An 18,064-nucleotide genomic window follows, 5' to 3' on the forward strand; every position below is an offset into this window, starting at 1 on the left:
GTTTTATGGTTGTGAACTTATTTCTTACGGGCGTCCGCCATTAATGCCGAATGGGGGCAATCAATTCTGTAGGCGGGGCCGCCAAGCAATCTAGGTAGGCGAAATCTGGGCAAAATAAACTGGCTAGGCCAAGTTGCTATTGATGATTTGTGAATGATCCGGTAGCGTCTGGGCAAGATCATAGCTTCTGTTGGTTGCTAGATCGTTCGCTTCTGTCCATTGTTTGCCCATGCAATCGGAATTTTCGTCTTCACCCCCTGTCTGGCTTCAGAAACTGTTTGCTGTCCTTAACCTCCGCACGGAGGAAGGTGACCGCACCCTGTTGCTGTTTGCTTTTTACACCCTGATGTCCATGGGGATTATGTGGCTGGAGTTTAGCTCGGCTGCGCTTTTCCTAGCGGAATATGGGGCCAGTAGTCTGCCGTTTATCTATCTCTTCACGGCTCCGGTGGGGATCAGCTTAGGCAGCATCTATTCTTGGTTGCAGCGGCTTTTGCCCCTGCGCCAGGTGATTGTGCTGATTGCGCTGTTGATGACGTTGCCCATTTTTCTTTTTCGCATCGGTCTAGATGTGGCCATTTGGGCCCCTGCTACGATTTTTGCCATGCGGCTGTGGATGGAGGCCATTACTAACCTGAACGATCTCAATCTGTCGGTGTTGGCGGGGCAGCTGTTTAATATTCGTGAAATCAAACGCACCTATCCGTTAATTAGTAGCGGCAATCTGGTGGCCGACGTGCTGAGCGGCTTCACCTTGGTGGCTGTTTTGAGGGTGGTGGATATTAACAACATGATTTTTCTGGTGCCTGCCATTATGTTGCTGGCGACCGGCGTGTTGTTTTATATCAGCACGGCCTACGACCATGCCTTCCCGGACTCTAAACTGCGTACGGTGGATGCGACAAATGTTAAATTCTCGGCCAGACGGCTGCGGAAGCTGATTCGTCGCTATGTGCTGCTGTTGTTGAGCTTTTTTGTTATTGCCCAAGGGTTGCTATATCTGCTGGAGTACCAATTTCTCTACCAGTTAACTAACCAGGGCTTTAGCGTTGATACTACGGCAACATTTTTGGGGATTTTTACCGGCATCTTGGGCTTGGCGGAGCTGTTTACCCAGTTGTTTACCTCCAGCCGTCTGATCGAACGGTTGGGTTTGTTTATTACCGCTGGTATTTTACCGGCCCTATTGGTGGTGCTGAGCGGTCTGTGTTTGCTGGTGAGTTTGCCTGCGTTGGCTGGGGCCACCGGGCTGTTTGTGGGGCTGGTGGTGCTCAAGTTTGTGGATGAGTGGCTGCGCTATACGGTGGTCGCCAGCAGTCGTCCGGTTTTGTTTCAGCCCATACCGGCCCAGCGGCGGGCCCGCATCCAGTCCTTAATTGGGGTGGCAGAAGCGGTGGGCATTGGTTTAGTGGGCGTGGGGATTTTGGCGGTGATGGGCCTGTCCAGGTGGTTGGGTATTGGGGGCGATCGCATCTTTTTGGTGATTACCCTGGGGCTGTCGTTGCTGTGGTTGGGCAGTATTTTTCTGTTGCGATCGCAGTACCTAAACCTGTTGGTGCTGACTGCGGAGCGGGGGCTGCTGAGCTATTCCGACGCCAGTTTGCGGGTGCTCAAACAGGCCATTATCGAAGCCTTAGATAAACCGGGCCCCGAAGCCGATAAACGCTCCCTAATAGAGCTGCTCACCCAAATTGAACCCCGCAGCATTAGCGAAGTGTTGGCGCCCATGTTGAGCGAGCTATCCCCAGGGCTACAGCAGCAAAGCCTGGAGACCATGCTGGCCTACCCCGACCACACCTTTACGGGCTATGTCGATGCCCTGATTTCTCCGTCTCAAGAGCCCGCTATCTTAGCCCTGGCCGTGCGCTATGTGTGGCTTACCCAAGAAGATGCCGATGTGAATAAGCTCAAGCCTTATCTCCAAACTAGCGTTGACCCCGTGGTGCGGGGCACCGCCGCCTCCATGATGCTCAAACGGGGCAGTTCGTCAGAACGGGCCAAGGCCACCTACATTTTGCAGCAAATGCTGACCCACAAAGAAGAGCGGGAGCGCGTCATGGGCTGTCGCGCCCTGGGGGAAGCCGAGTATATGCAGGGGCTGCGGCTGCACGTGCCCAACCTGCTCCAAGACGATTCCCTGCGGGTGCGGCGCTCCATGTTAGAAGCCATTGCCTCGACGCGCTTAGAAAAGCACTACCCCTCTCTGCTCCAGGCCCTGCGCTATAAATCAACCCGCGAAGCCGCCATGCAGGCCCTGGTGGACCTGGGCAATGACGCCCTGCCGATGCTGGTGTCAGTGGCCAATAATGCATACCGGTCGGATACCCTGCGCCACCAGGCCTGGAATGTGATTGGCCGCATTGGCACCCTGCGGGCCATGAACCTGCTTGTGTCTAATTTGATGACCTCCTGGGGGCCTCCCCGCCGTTGGATTTTACGCATTTTGGTAAAGCTTTCGGATGAGCAAAATATTCGTCGCTCCACCGACATTGAGCTAGCCCTCGATCAGCTGGGTCGCCAGGGGGTGGAAACCCTGCTCAATCAAGAACTTAGGTTTATTGGCCAGCTCTGTGGCGCGCTGGTGGACTTTACTGAAGATAAGGTGCCCGGCGATGCCTTTGACTTGCTGCGCCGGGCCATTCGCGATATGCGCACCGATGCCCTAGAGAGAATGCTGTTGTTAATGCGTTTTCTGTACCCATCCTCCACCATTCAAGCCGCAGAACTCAGTTTGGAAGGTTCCTCCAGCAGCCGGGCCCAGGGTCTAGAAATTTTGGATAATACATTGGATATTCCGGCTAAGCGAGCCATTCTGGCCCTGTTCGAACAATCTAGTGAAGAGGTGACGGTGGCTGCCATTGGCGGGTTTGTGGTGTACGAACCCCTGTCCCCCCAGGCCCGGTTGGGGCAGCTAATGGAAATCCGCCATTTTCTATCGGATTGGGCCTTGGCCTGTTGTTTCCACGCGGCGCGCAGTGAGCAGTGGCGTATTAGCGTAGACCACGTGGTTGCCTCCCTCCGGCATCCGGTGGGGTTTGTGCGCGAGGCGGTTTTGAGCTATTTGGATATGGCCTCCCCCCGTGCCCTAGAATCCCTATTGCCCATGATGGAAAACGACCCGAATCCCCTGGTGGCGGACCAGGTCAAAAAGATGAAGAAGAAACACGCGTTGGTTTAGCCCAGGGCCAGGGCAAGCCAACTGCCCAGGGCGCGAATTCCCGCCCCCTGGGAGCGGCTGAGCACAATTCTCCGAATCTGGGCATGTTCTAGGCAGGTCGATTGTTCTTCCTCAACGGCTTGGGCTATCTTGCATCCACCCCAGGGGCGCTATACACTGCCAGAATACAAATGCACCCCCCTGTCTGATTTCATCTATTCTGTGGCCATAGCCACACTTTAGTTCATCATGCTCACCAGCGTTGACCGGTTATTGTTCGTACGCGCAGTTCCCATCTTTAAGGAACTGCGGGATGATTTTCTGGTGAGATTGGCGTCCATTATGGATGAGCTATCGTTTCCTGCGAACCATCGTATTTTTAAGGAAGGAGAGGAAGGTCGCGCCCTGTACATTGTGGTATCTGGCCGGGTGCGGGTACACCTGAAGGCGCAAAACCTGACAACCCTAGAAAAGGGCACCTGTTTTGGGGAAATGTCTTTGTTTGATGCGGAACCTCGCTCTGCGTCGGTGACCACCATGACCGCCTGCGATTGTTTGATGCTCACCCAGCAGCAGCTCTACGAAGCCATTGATGAAACCCCTGGCATTGCGGTCAATATCATTCGGATGCTGTCCCGCCGTATTCGCGAAATTAATAAGGAGCGCAACCGACAGCCGACGCCCCAAGAGCCCAGACTATCTCCCATTATGAAAGACGCTTTGCAGGAGGTGGCCCCCACGGGGGCGGTGGCCAAGGTGGGTAACGGCAAGCCCCCCCAGGGGCCCGCGCCGAAAATACGTCAAACAAATTATGAAAGCCCCTGGCCCTATTAGTGATGTCTCCAACTGCCCGTAAATGGACCCGGTGGCTAAAGCTGGTGGGAATTGCGATCGCAACTATTCTCATCATTGTGATCATCCAGCGCTACGGCATTAGTCAGCTGCGCGCCAATGTGGATCGCCTAGGGGTGTGGGCCCCCCTGGGGTTATTTGCCCTCCGCTTTACCAGTGTTGTTATTCCCGCCCTCCCCGGCACCGCCTATTCCGTGCTGGCCGGTGGTCTGCTCGGGTTTTTCCAAGGGCTGGCGGTCATTTGTCTGGCGGATGTATGCTCCTGTAGCCTGAGCTTTTTCCTCTCCCGACAGTTTGGCCGCGACTTTGTGCAACGGCTGGTGGGTGAAAAATTTATCACCCGGGTGGATGGCCTGAGCCAAAAGCATTTGGAACGCAACTTTTTTCTGATGACGGCCTTTCTGATGACGGGCTTTTTTGACTTTGTTGCCTATGGCGTTGGTCTCACCCAGGCCTCTTGGCTTAAGTTTGTGCCAGCGTTACTTCTGAGCATTGCCATTTCCAATCCCCCCATTGTTGCCCTAGGGGCGGGGCTATTGGAAGGGGGAAAACTGTTATTGGGGTTTGCGATTCTCGGCGTCTTTGCCCTGGCCCTATTGACCGGCTTGTTGCAACGCAAACAGCCTCAGGCATAGGGGGGCTGTGTCTCGCTGCGCCTACTGGTTTGGTGCGTCTTTGTCGTCTGGGGTCGTTTCCCCAATCATTCCCAGGCCATTACAGGTTTTGCAGAGGCCGCCTGCGCCTTGGCAAACCGGGCATAGCCCCTCTTTGGTGAGCGCTTGCTTAAATAAGCGGTTGCCGATAAATAGGACCAACCCTAGGGGCGTCAAGGTGGCTGCAGCTATCCACAGGGGATTCATGGTGTGTTTTTCAGGAAACGACGATGACTCTTCTATTTTCGCCATCTATGGGCGTCGTCGGTGTTATTTTTCCTGCAATTGCCAGGCGCCATCCCAATCGTCGTTGGGCGGATGCTGCTGGAGCTGCTGACATCGGGCGATATACAACCGGGTGGCTTGGTCGTTGGGGGTGTGGCGCAATAGGGTGCCAAAGACCTCAGCGGCCTGGTCAAACTTTTGCTGTTGGTAAAGGCTGCGCCCCTGGGCGTAAAGCCTAAGCTGCTGCTGCTGTTGGTCCGTTAGGGGCGTCGTTTGCAAACCCAGCACTTCATACAGCCGCACCGGCTGCCGTTTCCCTTTGACACAGACGTAGTCTAGTTCCCTGACCCAAATGGTGTCCTGACACAAATTGTAGGTATTCTCGCTAATGATGATGGCACAGCCGTAGAGCTTGGTCGCACTCTCTATGCGGGAGGTGAGATTGACACCATCCCCAATGGCGGTGAACTCCATGCGTTTGCTAGAGCCAATGTTGCCCGTAATCACATCGTCTGAGTTAATGCCAATGCCAATTTGCAGGGTGGATAGCCCCTGTTGCTGCTGTTGTTGATTAAATATGGCCAAATGTTGTTGCATGCTGATGGCGGCGGCTATGGCCTGTTGGGCATGCTCTTCGTAGGGGATGGGGGAGCCAAACACGGCCATGATGGCATCCCCGATAAACTTATCCAGGGTGCCCCGGTGGTCAAAAATCACGTCCACCATGGTTTCAAAGTAGCGGTTTAGCAGGGCTACCACTTCTTCCGGGGTGAGTTGTTCCGTTAGCGTAGTATAGTGGCGAATATCGGCAAATAAAATCGAGACAAACCGCCTTGCACCCCCCAGTTGGGTGTTGTTACTTTCTAATAGTTGTTCTGCCAGGTCCTGGCTCAGGTAGCGATACATGGTTGCCCGCAGGGCCTCGGTTTCGCGCAGGGCAACTTCTGCCTGTTTGCGTTCGGTAATGTCCTGCACGGTGCCGGTAATGCGGTCGGCTTCGATGTGGACCTGTTCATTGACGGTGCGCTCGGTGCCGTCGGGTAGCTGTAAACGATAGTCTAGACGGTAGGGCCGGTGGTGCATGCGGGCTACTTTCCAGGCGAGGCCCACACGCCGTTTGTCGTTGGGATGGACCCGCTCTAAAAATAGCGATTGACTGGGGGGCACGGCTCCCACCGGGTAGCCCAAGAGGGTGTATAGCTCATTGGACCAGACCAGGGCATGGTCAAACAAGAGTTCGTTGTTATGGGGCGGCGCCGACGACTGGTTGAGGGTTTTATCCAACAGTTTTTCATTTAGTGTCAGGCTCCAGTCCCAGTTGCCCAACTGGGCGATGCGCTGGGCATTGGCAAGGCTGGCTTCACTGCGGGCTAGTTTGGCTTTACTTTGTTGTCGTTCTGTTACGACAACAGATAATACCAGGGCCGTAATGCTAATTACCGCTGCGTAAATTTGCAAGAGCAAAATGGCTTCGCTGAGGTTGCCTTCGGCTTTGGTGATAAATGGGCCACCCCGGTGTACGGCGCCGATGACGGCAATCACCGAGATTAAAAAACTGGCTAGCGTTGTGCCGCGTAGCCCCAGGCGCAGGGCGGCCCAAACCACAAAGGGAAAGGGCAGATATTCGAGGGGATATTGTGCGATCGCGCTGCCCGTTTTTGCCCCAAACACAATGGCACTGACCACCACTAACGACCCTAGACATAGGCCCAACTCCCACCGGGGGGCAATACGTAGGGTAATGGCATGGCGCCAGCCCGCCGCCAGGGCCAACAAAAAGGGCGTTAGCACCAAAATGCCCATGCCATCCCCCAGCCAAATCACGATGGCATTGGACAGCAGCGCGCTGGGCTCGACTACCCCAAACCAATAGCCTGCCAAGGTGCTATATAGCGCATTGATCATCGGTGTGAGGATGATCCCAAACCCCAAAAACGTAAGTAAATCGTCTAGCTGCCAATCGTAGAGCTGCAGGCTGCGCTCCCAGCGCCGTCGGAGTAAATAACTGCCCACCAGGGCCTGGAGGGCACTGCCCAGACACAGCACGAACGAAAACCCTATGGACACCTGGTCTGCTAGGGATGCCCAAAAAGCGCCGAGGGCCACCCCAAGCCAAAGCTTGGGGCCACCCAGCAGCAGGGCTGCCAGGGCGATACCGGCGGGGGGCCACAGGGGCGATGCCGTCGCTTCTATATTTAGGGCTTTGGTCGACAGCTGGGCAGCCAGGAAAAAACAAATAGCCAGGCAACCGGCTTGCAGCCAATAACTGGCATACCATCGACGTTCATTTGCCATTGCTCGGTAGAGATGATGAATGGGCCCAGCGGCGCTAAAGACCCTTACCCAGAATTGTAGAGGATGGCTAAGAGCAGAGTGCCCAAAATTGATATATCAGGTAGAAAAGAGACAGGCAGGCATCAGGGACCGTATAGCTTGGTGCCTTGTAACATTTTTATTGCAAGGTGTGAACGTGCAATTTCTTCCAGCAACAGAAAATCACTATGGGGCCATCGGTAATTTAGTGGACTCCCCAGAAGAGCTCTATTTAGTGTGTCCCACGGGACACTATCCTTGGGATGAAGAGCAGCTTCAGGCCATTGCCACCCAGCGTCAGGAGCTCACCGTGGGGCAAATTGATTCGACGATTGTTGCTTTTTCTAACCTGTATGATGTGGTGCCTCAACAGTCGGCCTTCATTGGCAATGTTGTTGTTGCCAAGGCCCATCGAGGTAAGGGGCTGGGTAAATGTTTGATTCAACACATGGCCCAGGTGTGCCAAACGAAATATCAAGCTTGGCCCCATCTGTCAGTTTTTAATAACAATACTCGGGCGTTATTGCTATACACGGAGCTGGGTTTTCGGCCCTATGGGGTGGAGTCAAAACTTGATTTGAACCAGGATCGGGTGGCGCTGATCCATATGAAGTACGGTGCCAACCGTTTGGGCTGATCTATGGGGCTGGTCCCATGGGGAACGGGGCATAATCGCCCCGGCCTAAAATTTCACCAAGGATCGCCCTGGCACAACAATGTGCCGGACTTTGGCAGCAGCATGCCCCAAAGTCCGGCATTTGGTTTTTATAATCAGTGGCTGATTATAACGAATCCCTAGACAGTGATTTTAGAAACCCACTCTTGCACAAATGCGATCGCAGTTTCCAACCAGGTGCAACCCATAAAGTTGCAAATTTCAATAGTCGCAAGCAGCATAACGGTATTCATAACTTAATTCTCCAAGACCTTAGCTACCCATACGCCTGGGTTTAGGCCCTGACAGATAGAGACTGATGAAGATCGAGTGAAGTTCTAACAGCGCTACGGATGCTGTACTTTGTAGTCCATGTCACGCCTACAGGATCAAAGCTTACTGAACGAGCTTGATGGCCAACAAACTAATAGGACCACAGCTGGGGGACGACTTGATTCAGTAGTTGTCGTACCGTATTATTCGCCGCTCTGGCGGCTTGAATGTGGGGCTCATCCGGCACAATTGGCGTAATCTCTGCTGTTGTTCCCATGTCTAGCAAATCCACTACCCGATTGGCGGCCTCCAGCCCGGTCACATAGGCCTTTTCCTGGGACCAGGACCCATGGCGGGTAACAATCCAATCGCCACCCATAAAGACATTGTCGAAACTTGTTGTCCCTGGCAGCAAATAGCGATAGCTGCCGGGGGCAAAGTGGCTCACCCCTTGGGAAATTCTGACCACGGCCTGATCCACTACGTTGGCGTCTCCAAAGGCCGGAATGCAGCCCGCTAAATCCTTTTGGGTGAGCTCAACAATTTGGGTGTCGCTGAGGGGCAAAAGCTGGTTGGCGTGGTAATAGTCCACCTCAATCACGCTGCCCGGCTCGTTTTTATATTCATCGTGGAGTTCATTCAGGTCAAAGAATGTCCAGCCCGTGGTTGGGTGAAAGCCAAAGCACGCATTCGACGGCAGGGGCACATCAATTTTGCGATCAAACCACAGACGGGTGGCCAGCACATCCACCCCACCCAGGTTTTGTAAGTCTCTAAATTCGGTGCGATCGCGCAGGGCCTCACTGCCCGCCACAATCTTTTTCATGCCGGTAATGCCCACCGAGAAAATCACCGCATCGGCGTCAAACTGTTCGTCGCCGTCCACACCAGAACAAACAACGCCCGTGACCCGATTGTTCTCGGTTTGGATATCGCTCACACGCTTATGGGCCAACACCTTACCCCCGGCCGCTTCGATGCGGTCTACCCAGGGGCGGAAAATCATCTCCCCCACGGTGCCACGACACCAGCGCACATCAAAGTCTGGCTGGTGGGCCAAAATAAAGTAGTAGAGCATGCCCAGGGCGGCAGCGGCAGAACATTGTTCCCCGGGGGCGAACAGCCCCACCAGCAACATGGGTTCAAAGGATTCTTTATACAGACGTTCGGTGACGCCATACTGTCTAAACAACTGTCGGGCCGACATGCCGTCGTACCGCTTCCAGGCATCATCGGAGTTATCAAAATCGATGACGGCATAGAGCAGCGGCAGTGCCGACATGCGATCCGCCAGGGGCAACCGCTTAAACTGGGTGTAGGCAAAGGTGCCCCAGGGGCTGGGCAGGTAGGGCATCATTTGGAACAATGGCGATTCTACCTCTAACCCTGCCGGTGAATATTGGGAGGAGCGGGTGTAGGGGGTGAAGGGCTGAATCTCTAGCTCGTCCACCAGGGAAAAAATATTGTTGTAGGGATACCAAAACCCGTGGATGCCGGCTTCTACGGAGCGGCCCCCTGGGGTTTTCCAACCGGCCACCAAACCACCAGGTTGGGCTCCTGCCTCCAGCAGGGTAACGTTATAGCCCTGCTTGGCTAAATGATAGGTGGCCCCTAGGCCCGCCCAGCCCGCTCCAACGACGATGACATTTTTCCCAGCTGCGTTCATGAATTGCCCACCAGACTACTTTTGTACTGTAGACCAGAAGCTTCTTTGGTGCAGCGGTGCTCTGGGCGGGCGCTCTATTGACCCAGAATGCAGGCCATGGGAAACAAGAGATATTCTAGGAAAAACAGTCGCCAGATAAATTGGTAAAACTGTTTGATGTGAGACTTTTGGGCTAACTTGACCTGTCGCGCCCGCCATAGCAGCATGCCTAAAAGCCCCAGGTGGGTGATGCTGAGGAAATCGACATTCACCGCAGACAGACTGGTGAAGGCCAGGGCCACCAGCATTGCATAGCCGCCCACCAGCACCCAAAGCGATAGGTTAAACACGAAGGTTGGCCCTAAACGCACGGTCAAGGTGCGGATGTGGAACTGGCGATCGCCTTCTAAATCGGGGATGTCTTTGAACAGTGCGATCGCAACTGAAAACAGCACCACAAACCCGGTCAGGGCCCATACCTCCGCCGGAATCGCCGGCCCCGATACTGGGCTAAACCCGCGGCGAAAGTGGGTGAAAAATCCCAAATTTACAATCAGCCCCCGCACCCCAAAAATGCACAGGGCGGCCCAAAAGGGAAAGCGCTTCAGCCGGAGCGGTGGCAAGGAATAGACCGTGCCAATCACCATGCTGGAAAGGACCGTGGCGAACAGGATCGGCCCCTGCACCGCCGATAGGGCCAGGGCTAAGGCCCCCAGCACCCCCACAATGCGCCGCCCCATGGCCACAGAAAATGCGCCGGAGGCCAGGGGCAGTTTGGGTTTGTTGATGCGGTCGATGGCAATGTCCGTTAGCTGGTTGAGGCCAACAATGTACACATTGGCGCAGAGACTGGGGACCAACGCCGCCAAAATTAACCCCACGGCCCGACCTAGGGATAGGCTCTCCGCTGCCAGGGCCCAGGCCATAATCCCCAAGGCCCCCACGCTAAGGCTGGTGCCCACAATGGTGTGGGGGCGGGCAAAGGCCCATAGCGATCGCAGCCAGCGGGTTAGGGAAAACGAGTCGGTTTGTTGCTTTAGCTTGGTGACCATGGCTACTCCCCTGCCTTAATGCCGGTTAACAACCCATAGCGAATCAGACCTGTGCCATAGCCCGTCATCATCAGTGGAATTGCGATCGCCCCCTCTACGGTTTGCCATCCGGCGGTGCAAATGCCCCAGAGTACCTGGGGGTTAAGGGCCGATTTCACCACATCCTGCCAAAACGGAGCCACCGCCCGAGACCAGTCCGCCGTTTGCACCGATTGCAACGGTAAGGCCGCAGCCATGGCCTGATAGTCTTCTAAGGAAATCACATAGGGCAGATGATATAGCCTATAGATTTGCTCCAGGTGCTGCTGTTCCGCCACCGTCAGGGGCGGCTGGGCAGGCCGATGGCACCAGGTGGCCATCAACAGGGTGCCCCCCGGCTTTAGCACCCGACAACATTCACGCAGAAACCGTTCTTTGTCGGGCATATGCTCGCCACTTTCCAAAGACCAAACCAAATCAAAACTATTGTCCGCAAAGGGCATCGCCAGGGCATCGGCCACCTGAAACTGCACATGGTCCCCCAGCCCGGCGCCCCTGGCCCGAGTTTTGGCCCGCTCTGCCTGGACCGGGCTCAGGGTAATGCCTGTGGCCGTGGCCCGATATTTACTAGCCAAATAGAGGGTGCTACCGCCAATGCCGCAGCCCACGTCTAATATTGATTGGGGCCTGTCCACCTGGCCCCAGCGCAAAATTTCTTCTATCAGCTCCTGCTGCGCTGCTTGGGGGCTTTCCACTGTGGCGCAACCATCCACACCATAGTAGCCATGGTGCATGTGCTCACCCCATACCTGCTCCCATAGCTGCGAGGACTGATCGTAGAACCGCTGGATACGTTCCGTAAGGGGTGGAGCCCCAGATGGGGACACACCGGGGGCAACAGTGGAGGATGGCGTCATGGCGGGTAAGGTAGGTGTTACTGCCAGGGTATGTCTATTTTTAAGAAAGCCTCGACGGATTTCTAAATTTATTAAGACCTCCAAGCCTGTTGTTAAGGAAACGAGCAGTTCAAGCAAATCGCATTACCCTAGCAATCAGAAGCCGTTTGATTTAAAGGCGTTTGATTGCCCCATGCTCGCATCTATGAAAATTGATCACATCCACTTTTTTGTTGAAGATGCGATTGCCCAACGGCGCTGGTTTGCAAACTACCTAGGTTGGACGCCCGAGAAAAGTCTGATTTTGCCGGACCGCATGGTGGAAATTCTTCGCTATCGCCATACGTTCTTTGTTGTTTCCTCTCCCCGTCGGGCCGATAGCCCCGTTGCTGACTACCTCAGACACCATCCCCCTGGGGTGGCGGATGTTGCCATTGCGGTGGACGATCTGGCGGCCATGTTTAGTCGAGTCAAGGCAAAACAGCACACCTCCGGGTCGTTTGCCACTATCCTCGACCATCTCACCGATTTACGCCATCAAACCCATTCCCCAGTATGGACCAGAATTGAGGGATGGCCGGGGATTCAGCATACCCTAATTGAACATCAGCCCCCTGCAACATACCCCTTGAAGCATTTGCCGCAGGCACCACAGGATATCGATCATGTGGTGCTAAATGTGCCCCAGGGGCAACTGCAGGCGGCAACGACGTTTTATCAACATCTGTTGGGGTTACAAAAACAACAAAGTTTTAAAATTCAAACGGACCGTTCTGGGTTACAAAGCCAGGTTCTCTTTTGTCCAGAGAACCAGGTTTATCTCAATATCAATGAGCCCACATCAAAAAACTCACAAATTCAAACTTTTTTAGATGTGAATCAGGGGGCTGGCATTCAGCATATTGCCCTCCATGGCGACCCCATTGTCGCTACGGTGGCAGCGCTCCGTCGGAGAGGCATGGCGCTGCTGGCCGTGTCCCGCGCTTATTACGATCAGCTACAGCAGCGGTTACAAACCTGCCCCAGGGTGCCCATGGGGGCTGAAGAATGGCAACAGATTGTTGAACAACAGATCCTGATCGACTGGCAGTTGCAAAAGCCAGAGTCCTTGTTATTGCAAACGTTTACCCGCCCAATTTTTGCCAAAAATCACTTTTTCTTTGAGTTTATTGAGCGTCGTTGTGCCGCAAAAGGCTTTGGTGAGGGGAACTTTTTAGCCCTGTATCAAGCAATAGAAGCCGCCGAAGCAGAGGTCTTGGGTGTGCGATGAGGTCATCCCCCCCTGTGCCCCACAGTGGATATCACTGGGATAGTCGCCAACACCCCTTTTTTGAAGGCTGGTACTACCGTCTGACGCTGCCCGACAGCCAGTCCATTGCCTTTATGTATTCTCTCCAAGACCCAAAGCAGCCCACCCTGGCCACTGGAGGGGCGGTCCAAATTCTGGGGCCAGACGAACAGTATTTTTGTCGCGCCTTGCCGGATGTCGCTACATTTTGGGCCTGGAAACATAACTTGGGCCATGGCCAGCGTCGCCATGGTGCCATGGAAGAAGGCTACGAGGCCACGGCCACTGTGCACAAAGGCCAATTTTGGGACCCCGCCACCCACCGCATTGTCCGGTGGCATTATGCCATAGAGCCGATTTATACCTGGGGGACGCCCACCCCAAAATCCACCGCCGGCTGGATGTCTCATTTACAGATTTTTGAACCGGGTTGGCAAGTGCTGATGGCCCACGGTCTCGCCACGGGCTGGTTTGAATGGGCCCCTCGGGACATCGCTCGCCAGGCTGCCGCAGATCTAGGCTCCCCAAACCCAACCAACATCGGGGGCTGTGGGGCTGGTCTTCCCAGACGGTTTGAGTTTACCCAAGTACCTGCCTATGCCGAAAAAAACTGGGGTGGGGCATTTCCGAAAAAATGGTTTTGGATTCAGTGCAACGCCTTTGAACATGAACCGGATCTTTCCATTACGTGCGGCGGTGGTATTCGCCAAACGTTGGGTTTTCAAGAATCCGTTGGCATGGTAGGCATTCACCACCAAGGACAGTTTTATGAGTTTGTTCCTTGGAACGGACAAATTACCTGGCAAGTGTCTCCCTGGGGCCATTGGCGAGTGTGGGCAGAACAACCCCACTATCGAGTGGAAATAGTGGGCCACACAGACCTAGACGGAGTGCGCATACAGGTGCCCACCGCCCATGGGTTGCAGTATCAATGCCGTGATACTACCCGGGGGATTTTATCCATTAATCTTTGGCAAAAGCGAAGACAGTTATTGATCTTAGGTGCCCATAGCAACCAGGCCGGCTTAGAAGTCGGCGGCGACTGGAAAACTGAATGGACGGTAGGCCCTAGGCCAGCCTGATTGCTGTTGACATTTGCCGTAATACATGGTGCTACGGACTGGATAGCTGTCTAATATTCTGGCAGCTTAGCGCGCTGGGCTTTTTTCTCTAAGCCGCGCTGCAACAGTTCATACTTAAGTAGAGCCGCATTCGGATCTAGCAATGCCTCTGACCTTGCACCTTTAGGGCGCACAAAATCCCGTGAATCGTCTGGCTGGGAGAGAACTTTCTTGGAAAACGAGAGAAAGACAATCGCGAAAACGATAATTGCTGGAAAAAGTGTCATGGGAACTCCTTGTAGAGTCAGAAAGATCAAGACGATGATCCAGGTTCCCCCTAAATCACCCTAAAAATATAAACTCCTCATTTCGATCGCCTATGGGTGGTTGATGCGCCTAAACATTGCCATATCGCTGTCTACCCTTGACATGGTGTTGTCTATCCAAATCAGAAGGTGAGGGGGATAATGCCGATTGGGTTATCTCCTCAATTGGTAGCGATATTGTTATTGTTTTTTAATTATGATGATCTGTTTTGATAATGCCCTGGTTTCCAAAAATAGGTAATCACTCTTAGCTTTTCTTTACGCTATTGGACAAGCTTACGTACATAGATTCACTGAATATGGAGAGAGTGAGGGGGCAGGGCAACAATAAACATCCAGGCAAAGGGCGCCAGTAGGGGGATTTATTTAGGTGCAACCCCCTGGGCGGCGCGATCGCATTGTCGATACCAATAAAAAAGCGACAGGGCCCAACAGCCCTGTCGCTTGCACTAAATGATGGGTCAGCAGCTTAGACGAGAGAAGCCGCTTTTGTCTCAGGTGCGCCGCCCACCACTTCGGGGGCAATGTCAAAGTCTTCAGCCACCAGCCGCGCGGTCATTTTTGCAGACATCATCACGCTGGGTGTGCCCGCACCGGGCTGTGTGCCCGCACCCACGATATACAGGTTATTAATGTCTTCACTGCGATTGTGGGGGCGGAAGAATGCCGACTGGACCAGCAAAGGCTCAGGGCCAAAAGCATTGCCCAGACGGGCATCCAGTGTTTTCTCGAAATAGTCTGGCGTAATGTAGCTACAGTGGACCAAACGCTCCTTAATGTTGGGCAGAAACCCTCGCTCATCCATGTAGGTGAGAACTTTGTCCTTAAGTTTGTCGCCCATGTCATCCCAGTCCAGTCCCGAGCCATTGTGGGGAACCGGCACCAAAATGTAGGCGGCGTGGTGACCCTCGGGGGCCAGGGATGGATCGGTCAAGGTGGGCAGGTGCACATATTGGGAATAGTCTTTGGGCATAATTTTGCGGCCAAAGATATCTTTTAGGAGTTCCTCGTAACGGGGGCCGAGGATAATGTTGTGGTGCCGCAGCTTGGCATCTTCGTTGCCGTCGGCCTTAAAGCCCAGGTACAGAACAAATGCCGACATGGACTGCTGGGTGACCTTGACCCGCAGATCGCTGTTCCAGAAACGATATTTGGGCTCAATCATTTTGCCGTAGGTGGCGGCCCAATCAGCGTTGGAGACAACGGCTTCGGCGGCCATTTCTGTGCCGTTGGCTAGGGTAATGCCCTTAACGATTTTCTTGCCGTTTTCCTTAACGACATTAATCTTCTCCACCTTGGAGTTATAAATGACCTTGCCGCCGAGGTCTTCAAACTTTTTGACAAAGCCACTCACCAGGGCCCCGGTGCCGCCCATGGCAAAGTGAATGCCCCAGGTGCTTTCTACAAAGTGGATCATGGCATAGATGCCGGGCACCGATAGGGGGTTGCCGCCCACCAGCAGGGGTTCGAAGCTAAATACCTGGCGCAGCTTGTCGCTCTTAAAATATTTGCTGGTAAAGCTAAATAGGGAGCGCACCGCATCGAGCTTGAGCAGTTCGGGCACCACCCGAAGCATGTCGCCAACGGTGCCGAAGTGGGTATAGCCCAGCTCTAGAAAGCCGCGATCGAAGACCGCTTTGGCCGCGGTATGGAAACGTTGGTAGCCTTCCCAGTCGCCCGGTTCACCCAGTTCTAAAATCTGGCGTTGGGTGTTTTCGGGGTCGCTGTCGTAGTCGAAGAAGGTGCCATCATCAAAATAGATGCGGTAGAAGGGCAAGACCGGCACAATTTTGACGTAGCGACTTGTGTTGGGGCCGCTGGTAATGCCGGATTTGATTCGCTTGCTTTCGTCAACAATCCCGTCGGGGAAGTCGGGGGAGGTGAGGTCAGCCTGGTCGCGCTCCAGGGAGAACAGTTCTTCGATAAAGTGGGGCACCGTAATGACGGTGGGGCCCATATCAAAGGTAAAACCATCCGCTCTGCGCACATAGCCACGGCCACCGGGAGCATCCAGCATTTCTACGATGGTGGTGTCAAACCCTAGGCTCTGGAGGCGGATACCCATGGCCAGTCCACCAATGCCTGCCCCAATTACGATGGCCTGCTTACGACCCATAACCAACTCCCGTCCCAATGTAACGAACACTTAATATTTCTAGTATTGTAGCGCTGCAGGGGTGGAGTTTCCCATGGATTCGTTAACCCAGTTCAAAGGTCGTGATGCCAAAGATATTGTCTAGGGGTAAGTTGGGGGCTGTTTGGGTATACATGCGGGCGGTTTCAAACACATAGGTCATGCCGTTTTGCTGAGCTAGGGCGACGGCGGCACTATTGGGCTCGGGGACGTCTAGATAGAAAAGTTCTCCCACGGGCACCTGGGCCACTAGGGTGTGGAAAATTTCGGCTGCGATCGCAGCGCCATCGGCAAACAAAGGCCCAAGTTTATACCCCTGCTCGCAAGGGCGCAGCACTCCGTAGCCCACCAGTTTGGCCTCGTGGACCATCCCCACGGCATAATGTGCCGGATGACTACCCCACTTCTGGATAAATTCTCCGCGTTCATCGGGAAAAAATTGGCGATCGTAGTCAATAACTAAATTGGAAGAAATGCTGGCTAGGGACACACAGCGGCTGGTGGCGTCAGTGGCCGGGGCGGTTCCTTGGTAGCGAATATTGCGGTGGGCCAGCTGAAAGCCCGACTTACGATAGTTATCTTGCTGAGCAACGACACCATCTAGGCCAATGTTTCGCCCTTGCAGATAGTCCAGGGCCGCTTGCCACAGGGCAAAGCCGTAGCCCTGGCCGCGATACCCAGGTTTGACTATATAAAACCCGATAAAGCCAAACCCGTCGCCGTACTGAACCGCAGCAATAGACGCGATGGGCTCCCCATCGAGAAAACCCATCAGAAAACCAGCGGGGTCCGCTAGATAAAAACAGTCGGCATCGTGAAGCCCCGGATTCCAGCCTTCGGCGGCGGCCCATGCGATCGCAATATCCAATTCGGGGCGAGTCATGGGGCGAATGAGATAGCGATCAGATGTCACAGCCACAGGCTTTCAGCTCCTAAGTTTCTTACGCTCCCAAGCTTTGCAATGCCAGGCGAAACTGCTCTAGACGACGACGATTGACGCCTAGATCGGATTCCCCCAGACGAGCCGCCGAACGCATGGCAATGCCTTGGTCATCGGGCAGAAAATAAAATTCGGTATCGTCCACAAAGCCCATGAGCTTGCTGGTGAACTCCACCAAAATGTAATCATCCGTTTGGTCAATAATTTCGGTACGGGGTTGATTTTGAAGCACGGCCACCAATTTATCCCGCACGGCGTCGCGGTTCGTGGTGTAGGTAAGGGGGGCAATAAAATGTTCCTCGTCCTTGGCACTGCTGCTGACGCAGTTGGGGGATGGGGGACAATCCAGCAGCTGATTATTCTGGACACCGATATCGGCTGGGGATGTGCCCGTAAAGACCCCATTGAGCCCCGGTAAAACTGCCACCGGTGAGGCCATGGCCGGAGAACTGGTGAATACTAAGCAAACGGATACTAATAGGGGCAGAAATAAGCGAAATAATTGCATAGTGTGGGGTGTACAAGTTGTGTAAGCTGCTATGACGCCTACTAATTGTAAGGGGGTTAACGATTTAAGGAATGCTGCGCTCAAGGATATCTCCCCCCTACCCTCAG

At 54.2% G+C, this 18,064-nt stretch carries 15 protein-coding genes; 6 read left to right on the forward strand and 9 right to left on the reverse strand.

All coding sequences use genetic code 11. The features are described from left to right. Window positions 1–229: 229 nt before the first annotated feature. The 3 genes from IXB28_RS05610 to IXB28_RS05620 all read left to right on the forward strand — a co-directional run bounded on the left by IXB28_RS05610 (window position 230) and on the right by IXB28_RS05620 (window position 4,644). Entirely contained in the window at window positions 230–3,178 is a 2,949-nt protein-coding gene (locus tag IXB28_RS05610; protein WP_215617550.1) for an Npt1/Npt2 family nucleotide transporter, read from the forward strand. A gap of 228 nt (window positions 3,179–3,406) precedes the next feature. Then, window positions 3,407–3,991: a Crp/Fnr family transcriptional regulator gene (locus tag IXB28_RS05615; protein WP_215617551.1), complete on the forward strand. Its 585-nt coding sequence runs from the start codon at window positions 3,407–3,409 to the stop codon at window positions 3,989–3,991. A 2-nt stretch (window positions 3,992–3,993) separates the two neighbouring features. Beyond that, entirely contained in the window at window positions 3,994–4,644 is a 651-nt protein-coding gene (locus IXB28_RS05620) for a TVP38/TMEM64 family protein (protein ID WP_215617552.1), read from the forward strand. Window positions 4,645–4,665: 21 nt separating this feature from the next. Here the strand turns inward: IXB28_RS05620 and IXB28_RS05625 are convergent, their stop codons facing one another. Further along, window positions 4,666–4,914, reverse strand: a complete 249-nt coding sequence (locus tag IXB28_RS05625; protein WP_215617553.1) for a hypothetical protein — start codon at window positions 4,912–4,914, stop codon at window positions 4,666–4,668. Between the two features lie 18 nt (window positions 4,915–4,932). After that, entirely contained in the window at window positions 4,933–7,182 is a 2,250-nt protein-coding gene (locus IXB28_RS05630) for an MASE1 domain-containing protein (RefSeq protein WP_215617554.1), read from the reverse strand. Between the two features lie 175 nt (window positions 7,183–7,357). Between IXB28_RS05630 and IXB28_RS05635 the strand changes: the two genes are divergently transcribed. Continuing rightward, window positions 7,358–7,837, forward strand: coding sequence for a GNAT family N-acetyltransferase (locus tag IXB28_RS05635; protein WP_215617555.1), 480 nt, complete (start codon window positions 7,358–7,360; stop codon window positions 7,835–7,837). Between the two features lie 442 nt (window positions 7,838–8,279). On the opposite strand, the gene IXB28_RS05640 is transcribed toward IXB28_RS05635, so the two are convergent. From IXB28_RS05640 to IXB28_RS05650, 3 genes are all read right to left on the reverse strand, one after another. Then, window positions 8,280–9,794, reverse strand: coding sequence for a hydroxysqualene dehydroxylase (locus IXB28_RS05640; protein ID WP_215617556.1), 1,515 nt, complete (start codon window positions 9,792–9,794; stop codon window positions 8,280–8,282). A gap of 74 nt (window positions 9,795–9,868) precedes the next feature. After that, window positions 9,869–10,825 (reverse strand): homogentisate phytyltransferase, encoded by a 957-nt coding sequence (locus IXB28_RS05645; protein WP_215617557.1) that lies wholly within the window; start codon window positions 10,823–10,825, stop codon window positions 9,869–9,871. Window positions 10,826–10,827: 2 nt separating this feature from the next. Beyond that, window positions 10,828–11,721: a methyltransferase domain-containing protein gene (locus tag IXB28_RS05650; protein ID WP_215617558.1), complete on the reverse strand. Its 894-nt coding sequence runs from the start codon at window positions 11,719–11,721 to the stop codon at window positions 10,828–10,830. Between the two features lie 184 nt (window positions 11,722–11,905). Between IXB28_RS05650 and IXB28_RS05655 the strand changes: the two genes are divergently transcribed. Both IXB28_RS05655 and IXB28_RS05660 read left to right on the forward strand, forming a co-directional pair. Then, on the forward strand, window positions 11,906–12,970 hold the full coding sequence (locus IXB28_RS05655) for a 4-hydroxyphenylpyruvate dioxygenase family protein (protein WP_215617559.1): 1,065 nt from the start codon (window positions 11,906–11,908) through the stop codon (window positions 12,968–12,970). Further along, on the forward strand, window positions 12,967–14,070 hold the full coding sequence (locus tag IXB28_RS05660; RefSeq protein ID WP_215617560.1) for a tocopherol cyclase family protein: 1,104 nt from the start codon (window positions 12,967–12,969) through the stop codon (window positions 14,068–14,070). Before IXB28_RS05655 ends, IXB28_RS05660 begins: the two co-directional genes overlap by 4 nt. Window positions 14,071–14,120: 50 nt before the next feature. On the opposite strand, the gene IXB28_RS05665 is transcribed toward IXB28_RS05660, so the two are convergent. The 4 genes from IXB28_RS05665 to IXB28_RS05680 form a co-directional block, all read right to left on the reverse strand. Continuing rightward, complete coding sequence (locus tag IXB28_RS05665; RefSeq protein WP_215617561.1) at window positions 14,121–14,336, reverse strand: hypothetical protein; 216 nt, start codon at window positions 14,334–14,336, stop codon at window positions 14,121–14,123. Between the two features lie 508 nt (window positions 14,337–14,844). After that, window positions 14,845–16,491 (reverse strand): phytoene desaturase family protein, encoded by a 1,647-nt coding sequence (gene crtI / locus IXB28_RS05670; RefSeq protein WP_215617562.1) that lies wholly within the window; start codon window positions 16,489–16,491, stop codon window positions 14,845–14,847. Between the two features lie 82 nt (window positions 16,492–16,573). Further along, the gene (locus IXB28_RS05675) at window positions 16,574–17,422 is read right to left on the reverse strand and encodes a GNAT family N-acetyltransferase (RefSeq protein ID WP_407659173.1); all 849 of its coding nucleotides are present in this window, start codon (window positions 17,420–17,422) and stop codon (window positions 16,574–16,576) included. Window positions 17,423–17,450: 28 nt separating this feature from the next. Beyond that, complete coding sequence (locus tag IXB28_RS05680) at window positions 17,451–17,957, reverse strand: DUF1499 domain-containing protein (RefSeq protein WP_215617563.1); 507 nt, start codon at window positions 17,955–17,957, stop codon at window positions 17,451–17,453. Window positions 17,958–18,064: the final 107 nt, after the last annotated feature.

The sequence above is a fragment of the Leptothoe kymatousa TAU-MAC 1615 genome (genome assembly GCF_018739865.1).
GTDB classification, from domain to species: Bacteria; Cyanobacteriota; Cyanobacteriia; order Phormidesmidales; family Phormidesmidaceae; genus Leptothoe; species Leptothoe kymatousa.